17 protein-coding genes are annotated in these 16616 nt (G+C 70.4%); 2 read left to right on the top strand and 15 right to left on the bottom strand.

Annotated elements, in window-relative coordinates:
• Positions 1-204: 204 nt before the first annotated feature.
• A complete protein-coding gene (locus ACZ499_RS16885) occupies positions 205-573 on the bottom strand; it encodes a holo-ACP synthase (protein ID WP_385549903.1) in 369 nt (122 codons plus the stop codon).
• Entirely contained in the window at positions 570-2417 is a 1848-nt protein-coding gene (glmS, locus tag ACZ499_RS16890; RefSeq protein ID WP_385549900.1) for a glutamine--fructose-6-phosphate transaminase (isomerizing), read from the bottom strand. The genes ACZ499_RS16885 and glmS overlap by 4 nt, the downstream gene beginning before the upstream one ends.
• Before the next feature lie 121 nt (positions 2418-2538).
• Here glmS and coaA point away from each other — a divergent pair, with 121 nt between their 5' ends.
• Positions 2539-3531 (top strand): type I pantothenate kinase, encoded by a 993-nt coding sequence (coaA, locus tag ACZ499_RS16895; RefSeq protein WP_385549897.1) that lies wholly within the window; start codon positions 2539-2541, stop codon positions 3529-3531.
• Between the two features lie 83 nt (positions 3532-3614).
• On the opposite strand, the gene glmM is transcribed toward coaA, so the two are convergent.
• The 4 genes from glmM to ACZ499_RS16915 all read right to left on the bottom strand — a co-directional run bounded on the left by glmM (position 3615) and on the right by ACZ499_RS16915 (position 8793).
• Positions 3615-4973, bottom strand: a complete 1359-nt coding sequence (glmM, locus tag ACZ499_RS16900; protein ID WP_468675745.1) for a phosphoglucosamine mutase — start codon at positions 4971-4973, stop codon at positions 3615-3617.
• Between the two features lie 131 nt (positions 4974-5104).
• A complete protein-coding gene (gene rpsI, locus ACZ499_RS16905) occupies positions 5105-5623 on the bottom strand; it encodes a 30S ribosomal protein S9 (protein ID WP_358836279.1) in 519 nt (172 codons plus the stop codon).
• A 44-nt stretch (positions 5624-5667) separates the two neighbouring features.
• Positions 5668-6111: a 50S ribosomal protein L13 gene (gene rplM / locus ACZ499_RS16910; protein WP_385549891.1), complete on the bottom strand. Its 444-nt coding sequence runs from the start codon at positions 6109-6111 to the stop codon at positions 5668-5670.
• Between the two features lie 1059 nt (positions 6112-7170).
• Entirely contained in the window at positions 7171-8793 is a 1623-nt protein-coding gene (locus ACZ499_RS16915; protein WP_468675747.1) for an ATP-binding cassette domain-containing protein, read from the bottom strand.
• 56 nt (positions 8794-8849) lie between these two features.
• Here ACZ499_RS16915 and ACZ499_RS16920 point away from each other — a divergent pair, with 56 nt between their 5' ends.
• Positions 8850-9713, top strand: a complete 864-nt coding sequence (locus tag ACZ499_RS16920) for a hypothetical protein (RefSeq protein ID WP_468675748.1) — start codon at positions 8850-8852, stop codon at positions 9711-9713.
• Positions 9714-9827: 114 nt separating this feature from the next.
• Here ACZ499_RS16920 and ACZ499_RS16925 read toward each other — a convergent pair whose 3' ends face one another.
• The 9 genes from ACZ499_RS16925 to map all read right to left on the bottom strand — a co-directional run bounded on the left by ACZ499_RS16925 (position 9828) and on the right by map (position 16513).
• The gene (locus tag ACZ499_RS16925) at positions 9828-11129 is read right to left on the bottom strand and encodes a hypothetical protein (protein WP_468675749.1); all 1302 of its coding nucleotides are present in this window, start codon (positions 11127-11129) and stop codon (positions 9828-9830) included.
• Between the two features lie 75 nt (positions 11130-11204).
• The gene (gene truA / locus ACZ499_RS16930) at positions 11205-12071 is read right to left on the bottom strand and encodes a tRNA pseudouridine(38-40) synthase TruA (protein WP_468675751.1); all 867 of its coding nucleotides are present in this window, start codon (positions 12069-12071) and stop codon (positions 11205-11207) included.
• 100 nt (positions 12072-12171) lie between these two features.
• Positions 12172-12663 (bottom strand): 50S ribosomal protein L17, encoded by a 492-nt coding sequence (rplQ, locus tag ACZ499_RS16935; RefSeq protein ID WP_371654208.1) that lies wholly within the window; start codon positions 12661-12663, stop codon positions 12172-12174.
• 82 nt (positions 12664-12745) lie between these two features.
• Positions 12746-13768: a DNA-directed RNA polymerase subunit alpha gene (locus ACZ499_RS16940; protein WP_003956430.1), complete on the bottom strand. Its 1023-nt coding sequence runs from the start codon at positions 13766-13768 to the stop codon at positions 12746-12748.
• A gap of 180 nt (positions 13769-13948) precedes the next feature.
• On the bottom strand, positions 13949-14353 hold the full coding sequence (gene rpsK, locus ACZ499_RS16945) for a 30S ribosomal protein S11 (RefSeq protein WP_003956432.1): 405 nt from the start codon (positions 14351-14353) through the stop codon (positions 13949-13951).
• A 66-nt stretch (positions 14354-14419) separates the two neighbouring features.
• Positions 14420-14800, bottom strand: a complete 381-nt coding sequence (rpsM, locus tag ACZ499_RS16950) for a 30S ribosomal protein S13 (RefSeq protein ID WP_356886083.1) — start codon at positions 14798-14800, stop codon at positions 14420-14422.
• Positions 14801-15001: 201 nt separating this feature from the next.
• On the bottom strand, positions 15002-15115 hold the full coding sequence (gene rpmJ, locus ACZ499_RS16955) for a 50S ribosomal protein L36 (RefSeq protein WP_003956441.1): 114 nt from the start codon (positions 15113-15115) through the stop codon (positions 15002-15004).
• A 28-nt stretch (positions 15116-15143) separates the two neighbouring features.
• Positions 15144-15365, bottom strand: a complete 222-nt coding sequence (gene infA / locus ACZ499_RS16960) for a translation initiation factor IF-1 (protein ID WP_003956442.1) — start codon at positions 15363-15365, stop codon at positions 15144-15146.
• A 302-nt stretch (positions 15366-15667) separates the two neighbouring features.
• Positions 15668-16513 carry a type I methionyl aminopeptidase gene (gene map, locus ACZ499_RS16965; RefSeq protein WP_385540314.1) on the bottom strand — a complete coding sequence of 282 codons (846 nt, stop codon included), beginning with the start codon at positions 16511-16513 and terminating at the stop codon, positions 15668-15670.
• Positions 16514-16616 lie beyond the last annotated feature (103 nt).

Genomic DNA, 16616 nt, shown 5'->3' on the forward strand with positions numbered 1-16616 from the left:
CGCAGTTCCCCCCCGCCCCTGGGGGGGGTGAGGGGCGGGGGGAACTGCGCGACCAGCCACACACAGCCCGCAGACGAACGGGTCCGGGGCGCAGGGGCCGCAGGCCCCGCAACGGGGGGCCGGGGGCGCAGCCCCCGGGAGAACCCACCTTCACCCTCCCCCCACCCCCGGAGGGTTTGGGGAAAGGGGCGGGGTGGGGCAACGTCACCCCTCCGCGATCACCACCGCCGAAGCCACCCCCGCATCATGACTCAGCGAAACATGCCACCCCCGAACCCCCAACGCCTCAGCCCGAGCCGCCACACTCCCCCGCACCCGCAGCCGCGGCTGCCCGCTCTCCTCCACGTACACCTCCGCGTCCGTCCAGTGCAGCCCCGCCGGCGCGCCCAGCGCCTTCGCCAGGGCCTCCTTCGCCGCGAAGCGGACCGCCAGGGACGCCGTGCCCCGCCGCTCCCCGCTCGGCAGCAGCAACTCCTGTTCCACGAAGAGCCGTTGGAGCAGCCCGGGCGTCCGCTCCAGGGACTCCCCGAAGCGCCGGACCTCCGCCACGTCGATCCCGACCCCGATGATCATTCGACGGTGACCGACTTCGCCAGATTGCGCGGCTGGTCGACCTCGTTGCCCCGCGCCGTGGCCAGCTCGCAGGCGAAGACCTGGAGCGGGACCGTGGCGACCAGCGGCTGCAGCAGCGTCGGCGTCGCGGGGATACGGATCAGATGGTCCGCGTACGGCACCACCGCCTCGTCCCCGACCTCCGCGATCACGATCGTCCGCGCCCCGCGCGCCCTGATCTCCTGGATGTTGGACACGATCTTGTCGTGCAGCACCGACCGGCCACGCGGCGAAGGAACGACCACCACCACCGGCAGATCCGGCTCGATCAGTGCGATCGGGCCGTGTTTGAGCTCCCCCGCCGCGAACCCCTCCGCATGCATGTACGCCAGCTCCTTGAGCTTCAGCGCGCCCTCCAGCGCCACCGGGTAGCCCACATGACGGCCCAGGAACAGCACCGTGTTCTTCGCCGCCAGCGAGCGCGCCAGCTCCCGCACCGGCTCCATCGTCTCCAGCACCTGGTCGACGTCCTGCGCGATCGACGCCAGGTCCCGGATCACCGCCCGGATCTCGTCGCCCCACTTCGTCCCGCGCACCTGGCCCAGATACAGGGCGACCAGATAGCAGGCCACCAGCTGGGTCAGGAACGCCTTCGTGGACGCGACGGCGACCTCCGGGCCCGCGTGCGTGTACAGCACCGCGTCCGACTCGCGCGGAATCGTCGAGCCGTTGGTGTTGCAGATCGCCAGCACCTTCGCACCCTGCTCGCGGGCGTGCCGAAGTGCCATCAGGGTGTCCATGGTCTCGCCGGACTGCGAGATCGCGATCACCAGCGTGCGCTGGTCGAGGATCGGGTCCCGGTAGCGGAACTCGCTGGCGAGCTCCGTCTCGCAGGGGATCCGCGTCCAGTGCTCGATCGCCAGCTTGGCGATCATGCCCGCGTGGTACGCCGTACCGCACGCGACGATCACGACCTTGTCGACCTCGCGCAGCACCGAGGCCGGGATGCGGACCTCGTCGAGCGTCAGCGAACCCGCGCCGTCGATCCGGCCGAGCAGCGTATCGGCCACGGCCTTGGGCTGCTCGGCGATCTCCTTGAGCATGAAGTAGTCATAGCCCCCCTTCTCCGCGGCCGACGCGTCCCAGTCCACGTGGTACGACCGCACCTGTGCGGGAGCCCCGTCGAAGTCGGTGACCGTCACACCGTCCCGCCGCAGCTCCACGACCTGGTCCTGGCCCAGCTCGATCGCGGACCGCGTGTGGGCGATGAACGCGGCCACGTCCGAGGCGAGGAAGGACTCACCCTCTCCAACGCCCACCACCAGCGGGGAGTTCCGCCGCGCCCCGACCACCACGTCCGGCTCGTCGGCGTGCACCGCGACCAGCGTGAACGCCCCGTCGAGCCGTCGGCACACCTGCCGCATCGCCTCCGCGAGGTCCTCGGTCGAGGAGTACGCCTCCGCCAGGAGGTGGGCGACGACCTCGGTGTCCGTCTCGGAGGCCAGGGCGTGGCCGCGCTCCTCCAGCTCCGCCCGCAGCGCCGCGAAGTTCTCGATGATCCCGTTGTGGACGACCGCGACCCGGCCCGCGTTGTCGAGGTGCGGATGGGCGTTGGCGTCGGTCGGCCCGCCGTGGGTGGCCCAGCGGGTGTGTCCGATGCCCGTGGAGCCGCTCGGCAGCGGCCGGTCCACCAGGGCCTTCTCCAGGTTGACGAGCTTGCCCGCCTTCTTGGCCGCGGCCAGCCCGCCGTCGGCGAGGACCGCGATCCCCGCCGAGTCGTAGCCCCGGTATTCGAGCCGCTTCAGCCCGGCGATGACAACATCGAGCGCTGACTGCGCTCCCACGTACCCGACGATTCCGCACATGGCGGCAGCCTACGACCGTACGGCCGCGAATCGGGCCCGCTGCCGCGGCCCCGCCCGGGGCGGTCCGCCGCGTGACCCACCCCACCCCCCACATCCGGCCGCCAGCCCCGACAATGGGCCTGTGATCACTTCGCCGCCACGAAGCGCCCAACGCCGGGCGGACTCGACGCCGTACGTCGACCTCACCCGCAGCGAGTGGAGCGCACTGCGGGACAAGACACCGCTGCCGCTGACCGCCGAGGAGGTGGAGCGGCTGCGCGGACTCGGCGACGTCATCGACCTCGACGAGGTCCGGGACATCTATCTGCCGCTCTCGCAACTGCTCAACCTGTACGTCCAGGCCACCGCCGAGCTGCGCGGCGCCCTCAACACGTTCCTGGGCGACGCGGGCAAGAACGGGCACGGCGCCCAGCGCGGCACCCCGTTCGTCATAGGCGTGGCCGGATCGGTCGCCGTCGGCAAGTCCACGGTGGCCCGGCTCCTCCAGGCGATGCTGGCCCGCTGGCCCGAGCACCCGCGCGTGGAGCGCGTCACCACCGACGGGTTCCTCTACCCGATGGCCGAGCTCCAGCGGCGCGGTCTGATGTCGCGCAAGGGTTTCCCGGAGTCCTACGACCGCCGCGCGCTGACGCGGTTCGTCGCCGACATCAAGGCGGGCAAGGACGAGGTCACCGCGCCCGTCTACTCGCACCTGATCTACGACAGGGTGCCCGGCGAGGTGCTCACCGTGCGCCGCCCGGACATCCTCATCGTCGAGGGCCTCAACGTGCTCCAGCCCGCCCTGCCGGGCCAGGACGGCCGCACCCGGGTCGGCCTCGCCGACTACTTCGACTTCAGCGTGTACGTGGACGCCCGTACCGAGGACATCGAGACCTGGTACCTGAATCGTTTCCGCAAACTGCGCGAGACGGCCTTCCAGAACCCGTCCTCGTACTTCCGCAAGTACACCCAGGTCTCCGAGGAGGAGGCGCTCGACTACGCGCGCACCGCCTGGCGGACCATCAACCGGCCCAACCTGGTGGAGAACGTGGCCCCCACCCGCGGCCGCGCCACCCTCGTCGTCCGCAAGGGCGCCGACCACAAGGTCCAGAAGCTGTCCCTGCGCAAGCTGTAGCCGGTCCGCGAACACAGACGGGCCCGCCGGGGGAACTCCCCCGGCGGGCCCGCTCGTTGGGCGTACGAACGTACGCGACCGGCCTAGCCCAGCGCGGACTTCACCACGTCGGCCAGACGGCCCGCCACCGACCGCGCCTGGTCGATGTCGGCGGCCTCGACCATGACGCGCACCAGCGGCTCGGTGCCCGACGGGCGCAGCAGCACCCGGCCCGTGGAGCCCAGCTCGCGCTCGGCCTCGGTGACCGCGGAGGTCAGCTCGGCCGAGGTGGACACCCGGGACTTGTCGACGTCCGGCACGTTGACCAGGACCTGCGGCAGGCGCTCCATGACGCCCGCGAGGTCGGCCAGGGTACGGCCGGTCGCGGCGACGCGGGCCGCCAGCATCAGACCGGTGAGCGTGCCGTCGCCGGTGGTCGCGTGGTCGAGGATGATCACGTGGCCGGACTGCTCGCCGCCCAGCGCGTAGCCGTGCTCCTTCATCGCCTCCAGGACGTACCGGTCGCCAACGCCCGTCTGGACCAGCTGGAGGCCCTCGCGCTCCATGGCGATCTTGAAGCCGAGGTTCGACATGACCGTGCCGACGACGGCGTCGCCCCGCAGGGTGCCCTGCTCGCGCATGGCCAGCGCGAGCACGGCGAGGATCTGGTCGCCGTCGACCTCGTTGCCCTGCGCGTCGACGGCCAGGCAGCGGTCCGCGTCGCCGTCGTGCGCGATGCCGAGGTCGGCGCCGTGCTCGACGACGGCGGCCTTCAGCAGGTCGAGATGGGTCGAGCCGCAGCCGTCGTTGATGTTGAGCCCGTCCGGCTCGGCGCCGATCGTGACGATCTCGGCACCGGCCCGCGTGAAGGCCTCCGGCGAGACCCGGGCGGCCGCGCCGTGCGCCTCGTCGAGGACGACCTTCAGACCGTCGAGGCGGTTCGGCAGCACGCCGATGAGGTGGGCGACGTACTTGTCGAAGCCCTCCTCGTACGAGCGGACGCGGCCCACGCCGGCACCGGTCGGCCGCTCCCACGGCTCGCCCGTGCGGTGCTGGTCGTAGACGCGCTCGATGCGGTCCTCCAGCTCGTCGGCGAGCTTGTGGCCGCCGCGCGCGAAGAACTTGATGCCGTTGTCGGGCATGGCGTTGTGGCTGGCGGAGAGCATCACGCCGAGGTCCGCGCCGAGCGCGCCCGTGAGATACGCCACGGCCGGGGTCGGCAGCACACCGACGCGCAGCACGTCGACGCCCGCGCTGGCGAGGCCCGCGACGACCGCGGCCTCCAGGAACTCCCCGGACGCGCGGGGGTCGCGCCCGACCACCGCGGTGGGCCGATGGCCCGCGAAGGTACCCGCCTCGGCGAGTACATGGGCCGCCGCGACCGACAGGCCGAGCGCGAGCTCAGCCGTCAGATCGGCATTGGCCATACCGCGTACACCGTCGGTGCCGAAGAGTCGTCCCACTGCTGTCCTCCATAGAGATCCACCAGGCGCCGCACCCGGGCGCCCACCACTGGTGCCAAAAACAAGCCCGCCCCGGCAGCACGAAGAGTGCTGCCGGGGCGGACGAGAGCCGTACAGGCGGCAGGCGCGATTTAGCGCTTGCTGTACTGCGGGGCCTTACGGGCCTTCTTGAGACCGGCCTTCTTGCGCTCGACCGCACGGTCGTCGCGGGAGAGGAAGCCGGCCTTCTTCAGCGCCGGGCGGTTGTTCTCGACGTCCGCCTCGTTCAGCGCACGGGCCACGCCGAGGCGCAGGGCGCCGGCCTGGCCGGACACGCCGCCACCCGAGATGCGGGCGATGACGTCGTAGCGGTTGTCGAGCTCGAGCACCTTGAAGGGCTCGTTGACTTCCTGCTGGTGGACCTTGTTCGGGAAGTAGTCCTCGAGCGTACGCCCGTTGATCTTCCACTTGCCGGTGCCCGGGACGATCCGGACGCGGGCGATGGCGTTCTTGCGACGGCCCAGGCCGGCGGCGGGCTGCGGGTCGCCGAAGCGGGACGCCAGCGACTCGGTGGTGTACTCGCCCTCGACGGGGACCTCGGACTCGAAGGTGGTGACCTCCGCGTAGGTCTCTTCGCCCTCGACGGGGGTCTCGACAGTGGTCTCGGCCACGATGCTCCTCAGATTCTTTTCTGTCTTAGGGGGTGGGGCCGGAACTACTGCGCGACCTGGGTGATCTCGAACGGCACCGGCTGCTGGGCAGCGTGGGGGTGCTGGTCGCCCGAGTAGACCTTCAGCTTCGAGAGCATCTGACGGCCCAGGGTGTTCTTGGGGATCATGCCGCGGATGGCCTTCTCGACGGCCTTCTCCGGGTTGTTCTTCAGCAGGTCGTCGTAGCGCACCGAGCGCAGACCGCCCGGGTAGCCGGAGTGGCGGTAGGCCAGCTTCTGCTCGCGCTTGTTGCCGGACAGGTGAACCTTGTCGGCGTTGATGATGATGACGAAGTCACCCATGTCCATGTGGGGCGCATACACAGGCTTGTGCTTGCCCCGGAGGAGGTTGGCAGCGGTCGTCGCCAGACGGCCCAGGACGACGTCCTGCGCGTCAATGACGTGCCACTGGCGAGTGATGTCGCCGGGCTTAGGGCTGTACGTACGCACGGTCGTAGCCTTCGCTTCTTCAGAGTGGGGTCTCCCCCAGGTCGTTAAGACCTAGGGGAAGGGTCCTGACAAGGCCACCCGGACGATCACGACAGCCCTGGCGGCACATCGGGGACGCAACCCGAGTGCCTGCCGCTGGTCATCGGCCCGGTGGACCGGCGTAAGGGCCCCTCGCGTGAGAACGACCAAGCCAATACGCATAACGAACCAGAAGAATACCCGGGGTCCCCCGTGCGGGTCAAAACCGCGCGGCGGGGGGTGCGGGTTTCGCCCTGCGGGCCGATGGGGGCGCGCCCTCCGTGGGCGCATGTTCGTCTGCGGGCGGGTGGGGGCTGGCCGCGCAGTTCCACGCGAGGCCCTTCGAGGGTGCGGGGTTCGTCAGCGGGCCGTGTGCGGCTGGCCGCGCAGTTCCCCGCGGGGCCCTGCGGGGGTGCGGGGTTCGTCAGCGGGCCGTGTGTGCCTGGCCGCGCAGTTCCCCGCGAGGCCCTTCGAGGGTGCGGGGTTCGTCAGCGGGCCGTGTGTGCCTGGCCGCGCAGTTCCCCGCGAGGCCCTTCGAGGGTGCGGGGTTCGTCAGCGGGCCGTGTGTGCCTGGCCGCGCAGTTCACCGCGAGGCCCTTCGAGGGTGCGGGGTTCGTCAGCGGGCCGTGTGCGGCTGGCCGCGCAGTTCCCCGCGCCCCTTGAGGCAGCACGGGGCCCGGGCACATTCAGCCCTCCGGAGTGAGGGGTGTGGCCTGCACATTCAGCCCCTCCGGCGTTTGCGCGGCGGGGCCCGTACATTCAGCCCCTCCGGCGTTTGAGGAGCGGGGTCCGGGGCGGAGCCCCGAAGCGGGGGCGGGGGCGCAGCCCCGGCGGGGGTACCGGGGGCGAAGCCCCCGTAAGCAGGGTGCAGGGGCCGCAGGCTCCGCCAGGGGGCCGGGGGCGCAGCCCCGGCCAGGGGTGCAGGGGCGCCAGGGGTGCAGGGGCGTAGCCCCGCCCCGGGGTCTGGGGGCGTAGCCCCCAGGAGAGCCACCTTCGCCCCCACCCACCCCCGGAGGGTTTAGGGAAGGGGCGGGGTGGGGCTCACCTCGCCCGCTCCACCCGCCGCTCGTCCCACACCGGCTCCCCCGTCTCCCGTACGACCCCGTCCGAGCCGAAGACCAGATAGCGGTCGAAGGACTTCGCGAACCAGCGGTCGTGGGTGACGGCGAGGACCGTGCCCTCGTACGCCTCCAGCCCGTCCTGGAGCGCCTCCGCCGACTCCAGGTCGAGGTTGTCCGTCGGCTCGTCCAGGAGCAGCGCCGTGGTCCCGGACAGCTCCAGGAGGAGGATCTGGAAGCGGGCCTGCTGGCCGCCGGAGAGCTTCTCGAAGGCCTGGTCGCCCTGGCGCTCCAGCTCGTACCGCCGCAGCACCGACATGGCCCCGCCCCGGTCCTTCGCGTGCTCCGTCCACAGGATGTCGACGAGCGTGCGCCCCAGCAGCTCCGGGTGCGCGTGGGTCTGCGCGAAGTGGCCGGGAATCACCCGCGCCCCCAGCTTCCAGGTGCCCGTGGACGCCACCGACGCGTCCCCGGCAAGCAGCCGCAGGAAGTGCGACTTCCCGGAACCGTTCGACCCGAGGACCGCCACCCGCTCGCCGTAGAAGATCTCCAGCGAGAACGGCTTCATGAGCCCGGTCAGCTCAAGGTTTTCGCAGGTCACGGCACGTATACCGGTACGCCCACCCCGCAGCCGCATCGAGATCTCCTGCTCGCGCGGCGGCTCCGGCGGCGGCCCGGCCTCCTCGAACTTCTTGAAGCGGGTCTGCATCGCCCGGTACCGCGACGCCATGTCCGGGCTGATCGCCGCCTGGTTGCGCAGCCGCAGCACCAGCGCCTTCAGCCGCGCGTGCTCCTCGTCCCAGCGCCGCTTGAGCTCCTCGAAGCGGGCGAACCGCTCCTTGCGGGCGTCGTGGTAAGTGGCGAAGCCGCCGCCGTGCACCCACACGTCCGTGCCCACAGGGCTCGGCTCCAGGCTCACGATCTTGTCGGCGGCCCGCGAGAGCAGCTCCCGGTCGTGCGAGACGAAGAGCACCGTCTTGCGGGTGGCGCCCAGCTGCTCCTCCAGCCACCGCTTGCCCGGCACGTCGAGGTAGTTGTCCGGCTCGTCGAGCAGCAGCACCTCCTCCGGGCCGCGCAGCAGCGACTCCAGGACGAGCCGCTTCTGCTCGCCGCCGGAGAGCGTGCGCACCTGCCGGAACTGCGCCTTCTCGTACGGAACGCCGAGCGCGGCCATCGTGCACATGTCCCAGACCGTCTCGGCCTCGTACCCCCGCGCCTCCGCCCAGTCGCTCAGCGCCTGCGCGTACGCCATCTGCGCGGCCTCGTCGTCGACCGTCATGATCAGGTGCTCGGCCCGGTCCACCTCGGCCGCCGCCTCCCGGATCCTCGGCTGAGCCACCGAGACCAGCAGGTCACGGACCGTACGCTCGTCCCGCACCGAGCCCACGAACTGCGGCATCACACCGAGCCCGCCGCCCACGGTGACGGTCCCGCCGTGCGGCTGGAGCTCGCCGGAGATCATCCGCAGCAGGGTCGTCTTCCCGGCGCCGTTCGCCCCGACCAGGGCCACCACCGCACCCTCCCCCACCCGGAACGACGCGTCGCCGAGCAGGACCCGCCCGTCCGGCAGGTAGTACTCCAGGTGTGCGGCCTCTACATGTCCCATACGCGGATTGTCGCCCACTCCGTACGTCCGCCCACAACCGAATTAAGATGCGCGCCATGAGCTTTGGGCAAGGGGGACCCGCATGGGGCCCGGGGGACAACGGCAACGGCACACCGGACTGGGCGGCGCTCGCCGACGAGGCCGCGGCGCGCGGCCGCAAGAAGCGCTGGCTGCTGATCGGCGGCGGGGCGATCGCCACGGCCGCGGTGGTGGCCATCGTCGCGACCGCCATCGTGAGCACCGGTGACTCCAAGAACGGCGCCGACGGGAAGTCCGCCAGCGAGCTGCCCTCCCCGCAGACGCTGCCCAGCGGCACCGCCGAGCCGCAGCCGTCGTTCTCGTCGGTGGCGCCGCCGCCCCCGCCCAACCCGCACGACTTCATATCCAGCGCCAAGAAGGACAAGGCGCCGCTGAGCGCCGACACGCTCTTCCCCGGCAGGACGCTGAAGATGGGCGACCGCACCTACACCAAGGCCGCCACCGCCCGGACCACCGACTGCGCCGCCGCGACCCGCGGCTCGCTCGGCTCGGCCCTCACGTCCAACGGCTGCGACCAGGTCATCCGGGCCACCTATGTGAGGGACGGCGTCGCCGTGACCATAGGCGTGGCCACCTTCGAGACCGAGGCGAAAGCGCTGCGCGCCAAGCAGCAGGCGGGCATCGGCCTCGCCCCGCTCACCGGCGACGGGGCCTCCGGGTTCTGCGACGGCGGCCACGCGGTCTGCCGCAACCTCTCCAACTCGTACGGCCGGTACGCGTACTTCAGCATCAGCGGCTACACCGACGGCAAGAGCGTCACCAAGGGCGACAAGAACGCCTTCGCCGCGGGCGACGATCTGGCCGAATTCACCTTCCGCCAGATCGTCGCCCGCGGCGAGGCCCAGGCCCAGGCGGCCGCGACGGCACCGGGCGCCCCATAGGAGCGCGGGGCTGTGACATGTGCGGCTCCGCCGCGATGGGGGTCACCTGTTCGAGCGAAGCCGAGAACTTGGGGGAGCGACCCGCCACAGACGGCCCGCAGCCGAAGCGGAACCTCAGCCCCGACGGCGCTTGGCCGCGATCCTCGCGGCCGTGCCCGAGACCACCAGGAGCAGCGCCCCACCGCCCAGGGCGGGGGTGACCGAGGTACCAGTCGCGGCGAGCTGGCCGCCGGATCCGCCGGTGGTCCCGGATGTGCCGCCCGTGGTGCCACCGACGGACGAGGCGGATGTGCGGGACGGACCACCAGAGGTGGACCCGCCCGAGGTGGAGCCCCCGGTGGAGCCGGACGTGCCGCCGCCCGTCGTCGTGGTGCCACCCGTGGTTCCGCCCGTAGTCCCGCCCGTCCCAGAACCCTCGGCCGCCGTCTCGAAGACCAGCTCAGCCGTGTTGTTCTTCTTGGTGGTGTCGATCGGCGCTGCCGTGATCTCGGCGCTCCCCTTGGTCGTCCCGGCCTTCTTGCCGAGCCGCACCTCGAACGTGAACGCGTCCCGCTCGTCCTCGGTCACGATGTAGCTGGTGAAGCACGTGTAGTCGACGCCGGGCTTGGACGGGAAGTCCGGGGGGCTCGGCGGGGCACAGTGGGCCGGCGCCCTGGTCACCTCGACACCGGCGGGGAAGTCGATCGCGACGCCCGTGATGGACCGCTGGCGCCACAGCTCGTTCACCCACGCGGGCCCGAGGTTGCGGAACTCCACGGTCGCCTTCACGGTCTGGCCCGGCGCCCCCTTCACGCGGGTGCCGGTCACCGCGAAGTCGGCCTTGTTCTCGAAGATGAACTCGTCCTCGCCCAGCGGCTTCGGGTCCGGCGCACCCTCCGGCAGCCTGTTCAGCTTCAGCTCGGGGCCCTCGCCCTTGACCGCCTTGGCGTCGCCGCGCAGCTCCGCCCGGTTGGCCGGCGTGTCCGGGAGCGCGGCGGCGAAGAGCCACTCCTTGTACGCGATGTGACCCGCCGCCACATCCAGCTTCGACGACAGCTCGTAGGCCGCGCCCGCCTCGACGGCACCCGGCACGAAGCACAGGAGCCGACGCTCGTACGAGTACCACTTGCTGTCGCCGTACTCGCAGTTGGAGAAGTGCTGCGTCAGGTCCAGGCCCCGGGTGGCCCGGATGGAGAGGATCACCCCGTCGGGGACGGCGGCCTTGCCCTTGTTGACCAGGGCGAACCGGCTGTGCAGAACGGTGTCCGCCTTGGACTGCTTCGGCATGTCGGTCCAGCCGAACGCCAACTGCGCCGCGTCACCCGGCGTTTCGGCGGCCCGCGCCGGGCCCGCGAGGCCCAGCGCGACCAGCCCCGCGACCAGCCCCGCGACCGCGGCGAGAGAAGGGATGGGTCTCCTCTTCTGGACAGATCTCATGGTCACCCAGACCAGCGACCACCGAAGATGGTTGTCCTGCGGAAACCCCGCCCAAGCGGCACCCCCCTACCCCCGTCAGCAGCAGCCCGCTCCCGCGTCGGCCCCCGGCAGCGTCCGCATGTTCCGCGCCTCGCGGCTGCGCGCGGCCAGCAACTCGTCGGCGGGGTAGCCGACTTCCTCCAGGGTGAGCCCGTGCGGCTTGACCACGTGCACCGACGAGTCCCGTACCGCCGCCGCCAGCACCTTGCCCGGCCACTCCACACCCCGGTGCCCGTCACCGACGTACAGCAGCGCACCCACCAGCGAGCGGACCATGTTGTGGCAGAACGCGTCCGCCCGCACGGTCGCCGTGATGATGCCGTCCTCGCCCCGCACCCAGGACAGCTTCTGGAGCGTGCGGATGGTGGTGGCGCCCTCGCGCTTCTTGCAGTACGCCGCGAAGTCGTGCTCGCCCAGCAGCGCGGCCGAGGCCGCGTTCATCGCCTCGACGTCCAACTCCCAGTCGTGCCACAGCACATGGCCGCGCAGGAGCGGGTCGACGCCGCCGGGGTTGTCGGTCACCCGGTACGCGTACCGCCGCCAGATCGCGGAGAAGCGCGCGTTGAACCCGCCGGGGGCCTCCGCGACCCGCCAGATCCGGATGTCGTGCGGCAGCCGTCCCGCGAGGCGCCGCAGCAGCTTCTCACGGTGCTCGGCCCAGACCTCCTCGGGCAGGTCGACATGGGCCACCTGCCCGCGCGCGTGCACGCCCGCGTCGGTGCGCCCGGCGACCGTCAGGTCGTACGTCTCGGGCGACCGCGTCACCGTGCGCAGCGCGCTCTCGATCTCGCCCTGGACCGTCCGACGGCCGCTGGGCTGCTTGGCCCAGCCGGAGAAGTCCTTGCCGTCGTACGACAGGTCAAGACGCACCCGGACGCGGCCGGGCTCCACCTCATCACTCACGTAACTGATCCTCTCAGACCGGTCCTCCAGGACCGGCAGCAAAAGCGGAACGGGCCCGTCCCCCGAAGGGAACGGACCCGTCCGTCAGTCTGCGGAACGCTTACGCGTCCTTCGACTCCTCCGCCGGAGCGGCGTCCTCGACCTCGGTCGCCTCGGCGGCCTTGGCCTCGTCGGCCTCCTTGACGGCGCGCTTCGCAGCGGCCTCGGCCTCGGCGACGGTCGCCTTCTTGGCGATCTCGCCCTCGACCAGCTCGATCACGGCCATCGGCGCGTTGTCACCACGGCGGTTGCCGATCTTGGTGATACGGGTGTAACCACCCGGACGCTCCGAGAAGCGCGGCGCGATCTCGGTGAAGAGGGTGTGGACGATGCCCTTGTCGGTGATCGTCTGCAGCACCAGGCGACGGTTGTGGATGTCGCCCTTCTTCGCCTTGGTGATCAGGCGCTCGGCGACCGGACGCAGGCGGCGGGCCTTGGCCTCGGTCGTCGTGATGCGGCCGTGCTCGAACAGCGACTTCGCCAGGTTGGCGAGAAGCAGACGCTCGTGCGCGGCGCTGCCGCCCAGACGGGCACCCTTTGCGGGACGCGGCATGGTGTTTCTCCTAGTGTCTGCACCGGCCGTGTCAGGTACCGGTGTCAGTTACCGACCCGCTAGTGCGAGCCGGAAGTTTCTCTTAGTACTGCTCGGTCTCGACGAAACCGGCGTCCGCGTCGTCGTCGGCGCCGAAGGCGTCGGCGGCGGCGGTCGGGTCGAATCCGGGCGGGCTGTCCTTGAGGGCCAGGCCCATGCCGGCCAGCTTCGCCTTGACCTCGTCGATCGACTTCGCACCGAAGTTGCGGATGTCGAGCAGGTCGGCCTCGGAGCGCGCCACGAGCTCACCCACGGAGTGGATGCCCTCACGCTTGAGGCAGTTGTACGACCGAACGGTGAGCTCAAGCTCCTCGATCGGCAGGGCGAGATCAGCGGCGAGGGCGGCGTCCGTGGGGGACGGGCCCATGTCGATGCCCTCGGCGTCGATGTTGAGCTCGCGCGCCAGACCGAACAGCTCGACCAGGGTCTTACCGGCGGACGCCATGGCGTCACGCGGGCGCATGGCCTGCTTGGTCTCGACGTCGACGATCAGCTTGTCGAAGTCGGTGCGCTGCTCGACACGGGTCGCCTCGACCTTGTACGTGACCTTGAGCACCGGCGAGTAGATGGAGTCGACCGGGATACGGCCGATCTCCTGGCCCACCTGCTTGTTCTGCACGGCGGAGACGTAGCCGCGACCGCGCTCGACGGTCAGCTCCATCTCCAGCTTGCCCTTGCCGTTCAGCGTGGCGAGGACCAGGTCGGGGTTGTGCACCTCGACACCGGCCGGGGGCGCGATGTCGGCGGCGGTGACGAGACCCGGGCCCTGCTTGCGCAGGTACATCACGACCGGCTCGTCGTGCTCCGAGGAGACGACCAGCTGCTTGATGTTGAGGATGAGGTCGGTCACGTCCTCCTTGACGCCCGGCACGGTGGTGAACTCGTGCAGAACGCCGTCGATCCGGATGCTGGTGACAGCGGCGCCCGGGATCGAGGACAGGAGGGTGCGGCGCAGGGAGTTGCCGAGGGTGTAGCCGAAGCCCGGCTCCAGCGGCTCGATCACGAACCGCGAGCGGTACTCGTCGACGACCTCTTCGGTCAGCGAGGGACGCTGAGCGATAAGCATGTGTGTTCCTTCAGTCGTGGGCGCCCACTATTTGACGCCCTCGTGGTGGTACGTACTGCAAGGGTACGGGCGGCACGCCTCCGAAGAGCCGTACCGCCCGAAAACCTCAGTCCAGCAGCCGTGCGTCAGACGCGGCGGCGCGGTTCACCTCCGCTGGCGCGGAGAGGGCGCCGCCCCGGATCAGACGCGGCGGCGCTTGGGCGGACGGCAGCCGTTGTGCGGCGTCGGGGTGACGTCCTGGATCGAGCCGACCTCAAGGCCAGTGGCCTGGAGGGAGCGGATCGCGGTCTCGCGGCCGGAGCCCGGACCCTTGACGAAGACGTCAACCTTGCGCATGCCGTGCTCCTGCGCGCGGCGGGCGGCCGACTCGGCGGCCATCTGCGCGGCGAACGGAGTCGACTTGCGGGAGCCCTTGAAGCCGACGTGGCCGGCGGACGCCCAGGAGATCACGTTGCCCGAGGGGTCCGTGATCGAGACGATGGTGTTGTTGAACGTGCTCTTGATGTGGGCGTGCCCGTGAGCGACGTTCTTCTTTTCCTTGCGGCGCACCTTCTTGGCAGCGCCCTGACGACCCTTGGGGGGCATCTAAATCTCCTACGGGAGGTGGTCGGTCCTACAGCGAAGACCGCTGAGTAAGCGTCCGGCTGAGGACTACTTCTTGCCCGGCTTCTTCTTACCGGCGATCGCGCGACGCGGGCCCTTGCGGGTACGGGCGTTCGTGCTGGTGCGCTGGCCGTGGACCGGAAGGCCACGACGGTGACGCAGACCCTGGTAGCAGCCGATCTCGACCTTGCGGCGGATGTCGGCCTGGATCTCGCGGCGGAGGTCACCCTCGGTGCGGAGGTTGGCGTCCACGTACTCGCGGATCTTGACCAGGTCCTCTTCGGCCAGGTCACGAACGCGGGTGTTCGGGTTCACACCGGTGGAGTCGAGGATCTCCTTGGACCGGGTGCGCCCGATACCGAAGACGTAGGTGAGTGCGATCTCCACCCGCTTTTCGCGGGGGATGTCAACACCGGAAACGCGTGCCATTCAATGGCTCCTGTGTGTTCGGGGGTCTTCCGCAGAACCACTCCCGACCGCCGACCGTCTCTGCTGAGAGGTGGTACGTCCGGGTCCCCGGCCCCCGCCGGAGGTGTCGTCAACCGTGGAACACGGCCCGACGGGCTCTGCGTATGTACGTTTACGTGCGTCGCGCGAAGAACTGCGTAAATGCAGGTCGGTCGGCGTGCGTCAGCCCTGGCGCTGCTTGTGGCGCAGGTTGTCGCAGATGACCATGACCCGGCCGTGACGGCGGATCACCTTGCACTTGTCGCAGATCTTCTTGACGCTCGGCTTGACCTTCATGGGATTCAGGTTCTCCGGGTCGTGAGATCTACTTGTACCGGTAGACGATCCGGCCACGCGTCAGGTCGTACGGAGAGAGCTCCACCACGACCCGGTCATCCGGGAGGATACGGATGTAGTGCATCCGCATCTTGCCACTGATGTGCGCGAGGACCTTGTGACCGTTCTGGAGTTCCACCTTGAACATGGCGTTCGGGAGGGACTCGATCACGGTGCCCTCGATTTCGATGGCACCTTGCTTCTTGGCCACGCTTCGCCTTTCGAATCGGCTACCTTGATCGACTCTCGCGTTCGCGTGCGGACACACGGGTACACCAGAGCCGACGCATCAGTCTACGTCAGGGCACCCGAAAAGACGAATCAGGGAAGCTTGCCCTCAACACTAGATCGTTAAGCGGGTGACACGGGCCGGTTCATCCCAGGGGATCCGGCGCCGTCCTCACGCCGGCCCCTCCCTTTGCCGCCCTCGCGGGCTCGGCGCCGGCGCGCCTCACAGGCTTCGAGCGGCTGCGCCGGCCTCCGGCCGGCGAGTGGGCCCCGGGCCCAGCCCGCTCAGGCCAGCGGGTCCGGCGCCGTCGTCACGCCGTACTCCGCCAGCTTCGCCTTGCCGCAGTCCGGGGAGGTCAGGACGATCGGGCCCGCCTCGGTCAGGGCGACCGAGTGCTCCCAGTGCGAGGACCAGGTCCCGTCGGTCGTGATGACCGTCCAGTCGTCCTCCAGCACCTCGGTGCGGGGCGTGCCCAGGGACACCATCGGCTCGATGGCCAGGCAGAAGCCGGGGATCAGCTTCGGGTTGTGGCGGCCGAGCAGGCGGCGCTTGTCCACGTAGTTCAGGAGGTGCGGGTCCATGTGCATCTCGGAGCCGATGCCGTGGCCGCCGTACTCCTCGATGATCCCGTACTTGCCCTTCGGCGGGCGCGGCTGGCGCCGGATGTAGCCCTCGATCGCCCGGGAGACGTCCACCAGGCGGTTGCCCTTCTTCACCGCCGCGATGCCGGCCCACATCGACTCCTCGGTCACCCGGGAGAGCTCGATCAGCTCCGGAGCGTGACCGGAGCCCACGAAGGCCGTGAAGGCCGCGTCGCCGTGCCAGCCGTCGATGATCGCGCCCGCGTCGATGGAGATGACGTCGCCGTCCTTCAGGACGGTCTTCTCGTCCGGGATGCCGTGGACGACGACCTCGTTGACCGAGGTGCAGATGGTGGCGGGGAACCCGCCGTACCCCAGGAAGTTCGACTTGGCGCCGTGCTCGGCGATCACCTTGCGGGCGACCTCGTCCAGGTCCTTCGTCGTGGCGCCGGGCACCGCGGCCTCGCGGGTCGCCGCGTGGATGGCGGCGACGACCAGCCCCGCCTCGCGCATCTTCGCGATCTGCTCGGGGGTCTTGATCTCCACCATGGCGACTGACGCCTTTCTGAACGAGGGCGGGGGAAGGAGGAACGGATACGGGGGTACGTCCACGATACGGCCAGCCGGGCCCGGACACGGCAGCGGCCGCGGC

Source organism: Streptomyces sp. NPDC031265 (assembly GCF_055570295.1).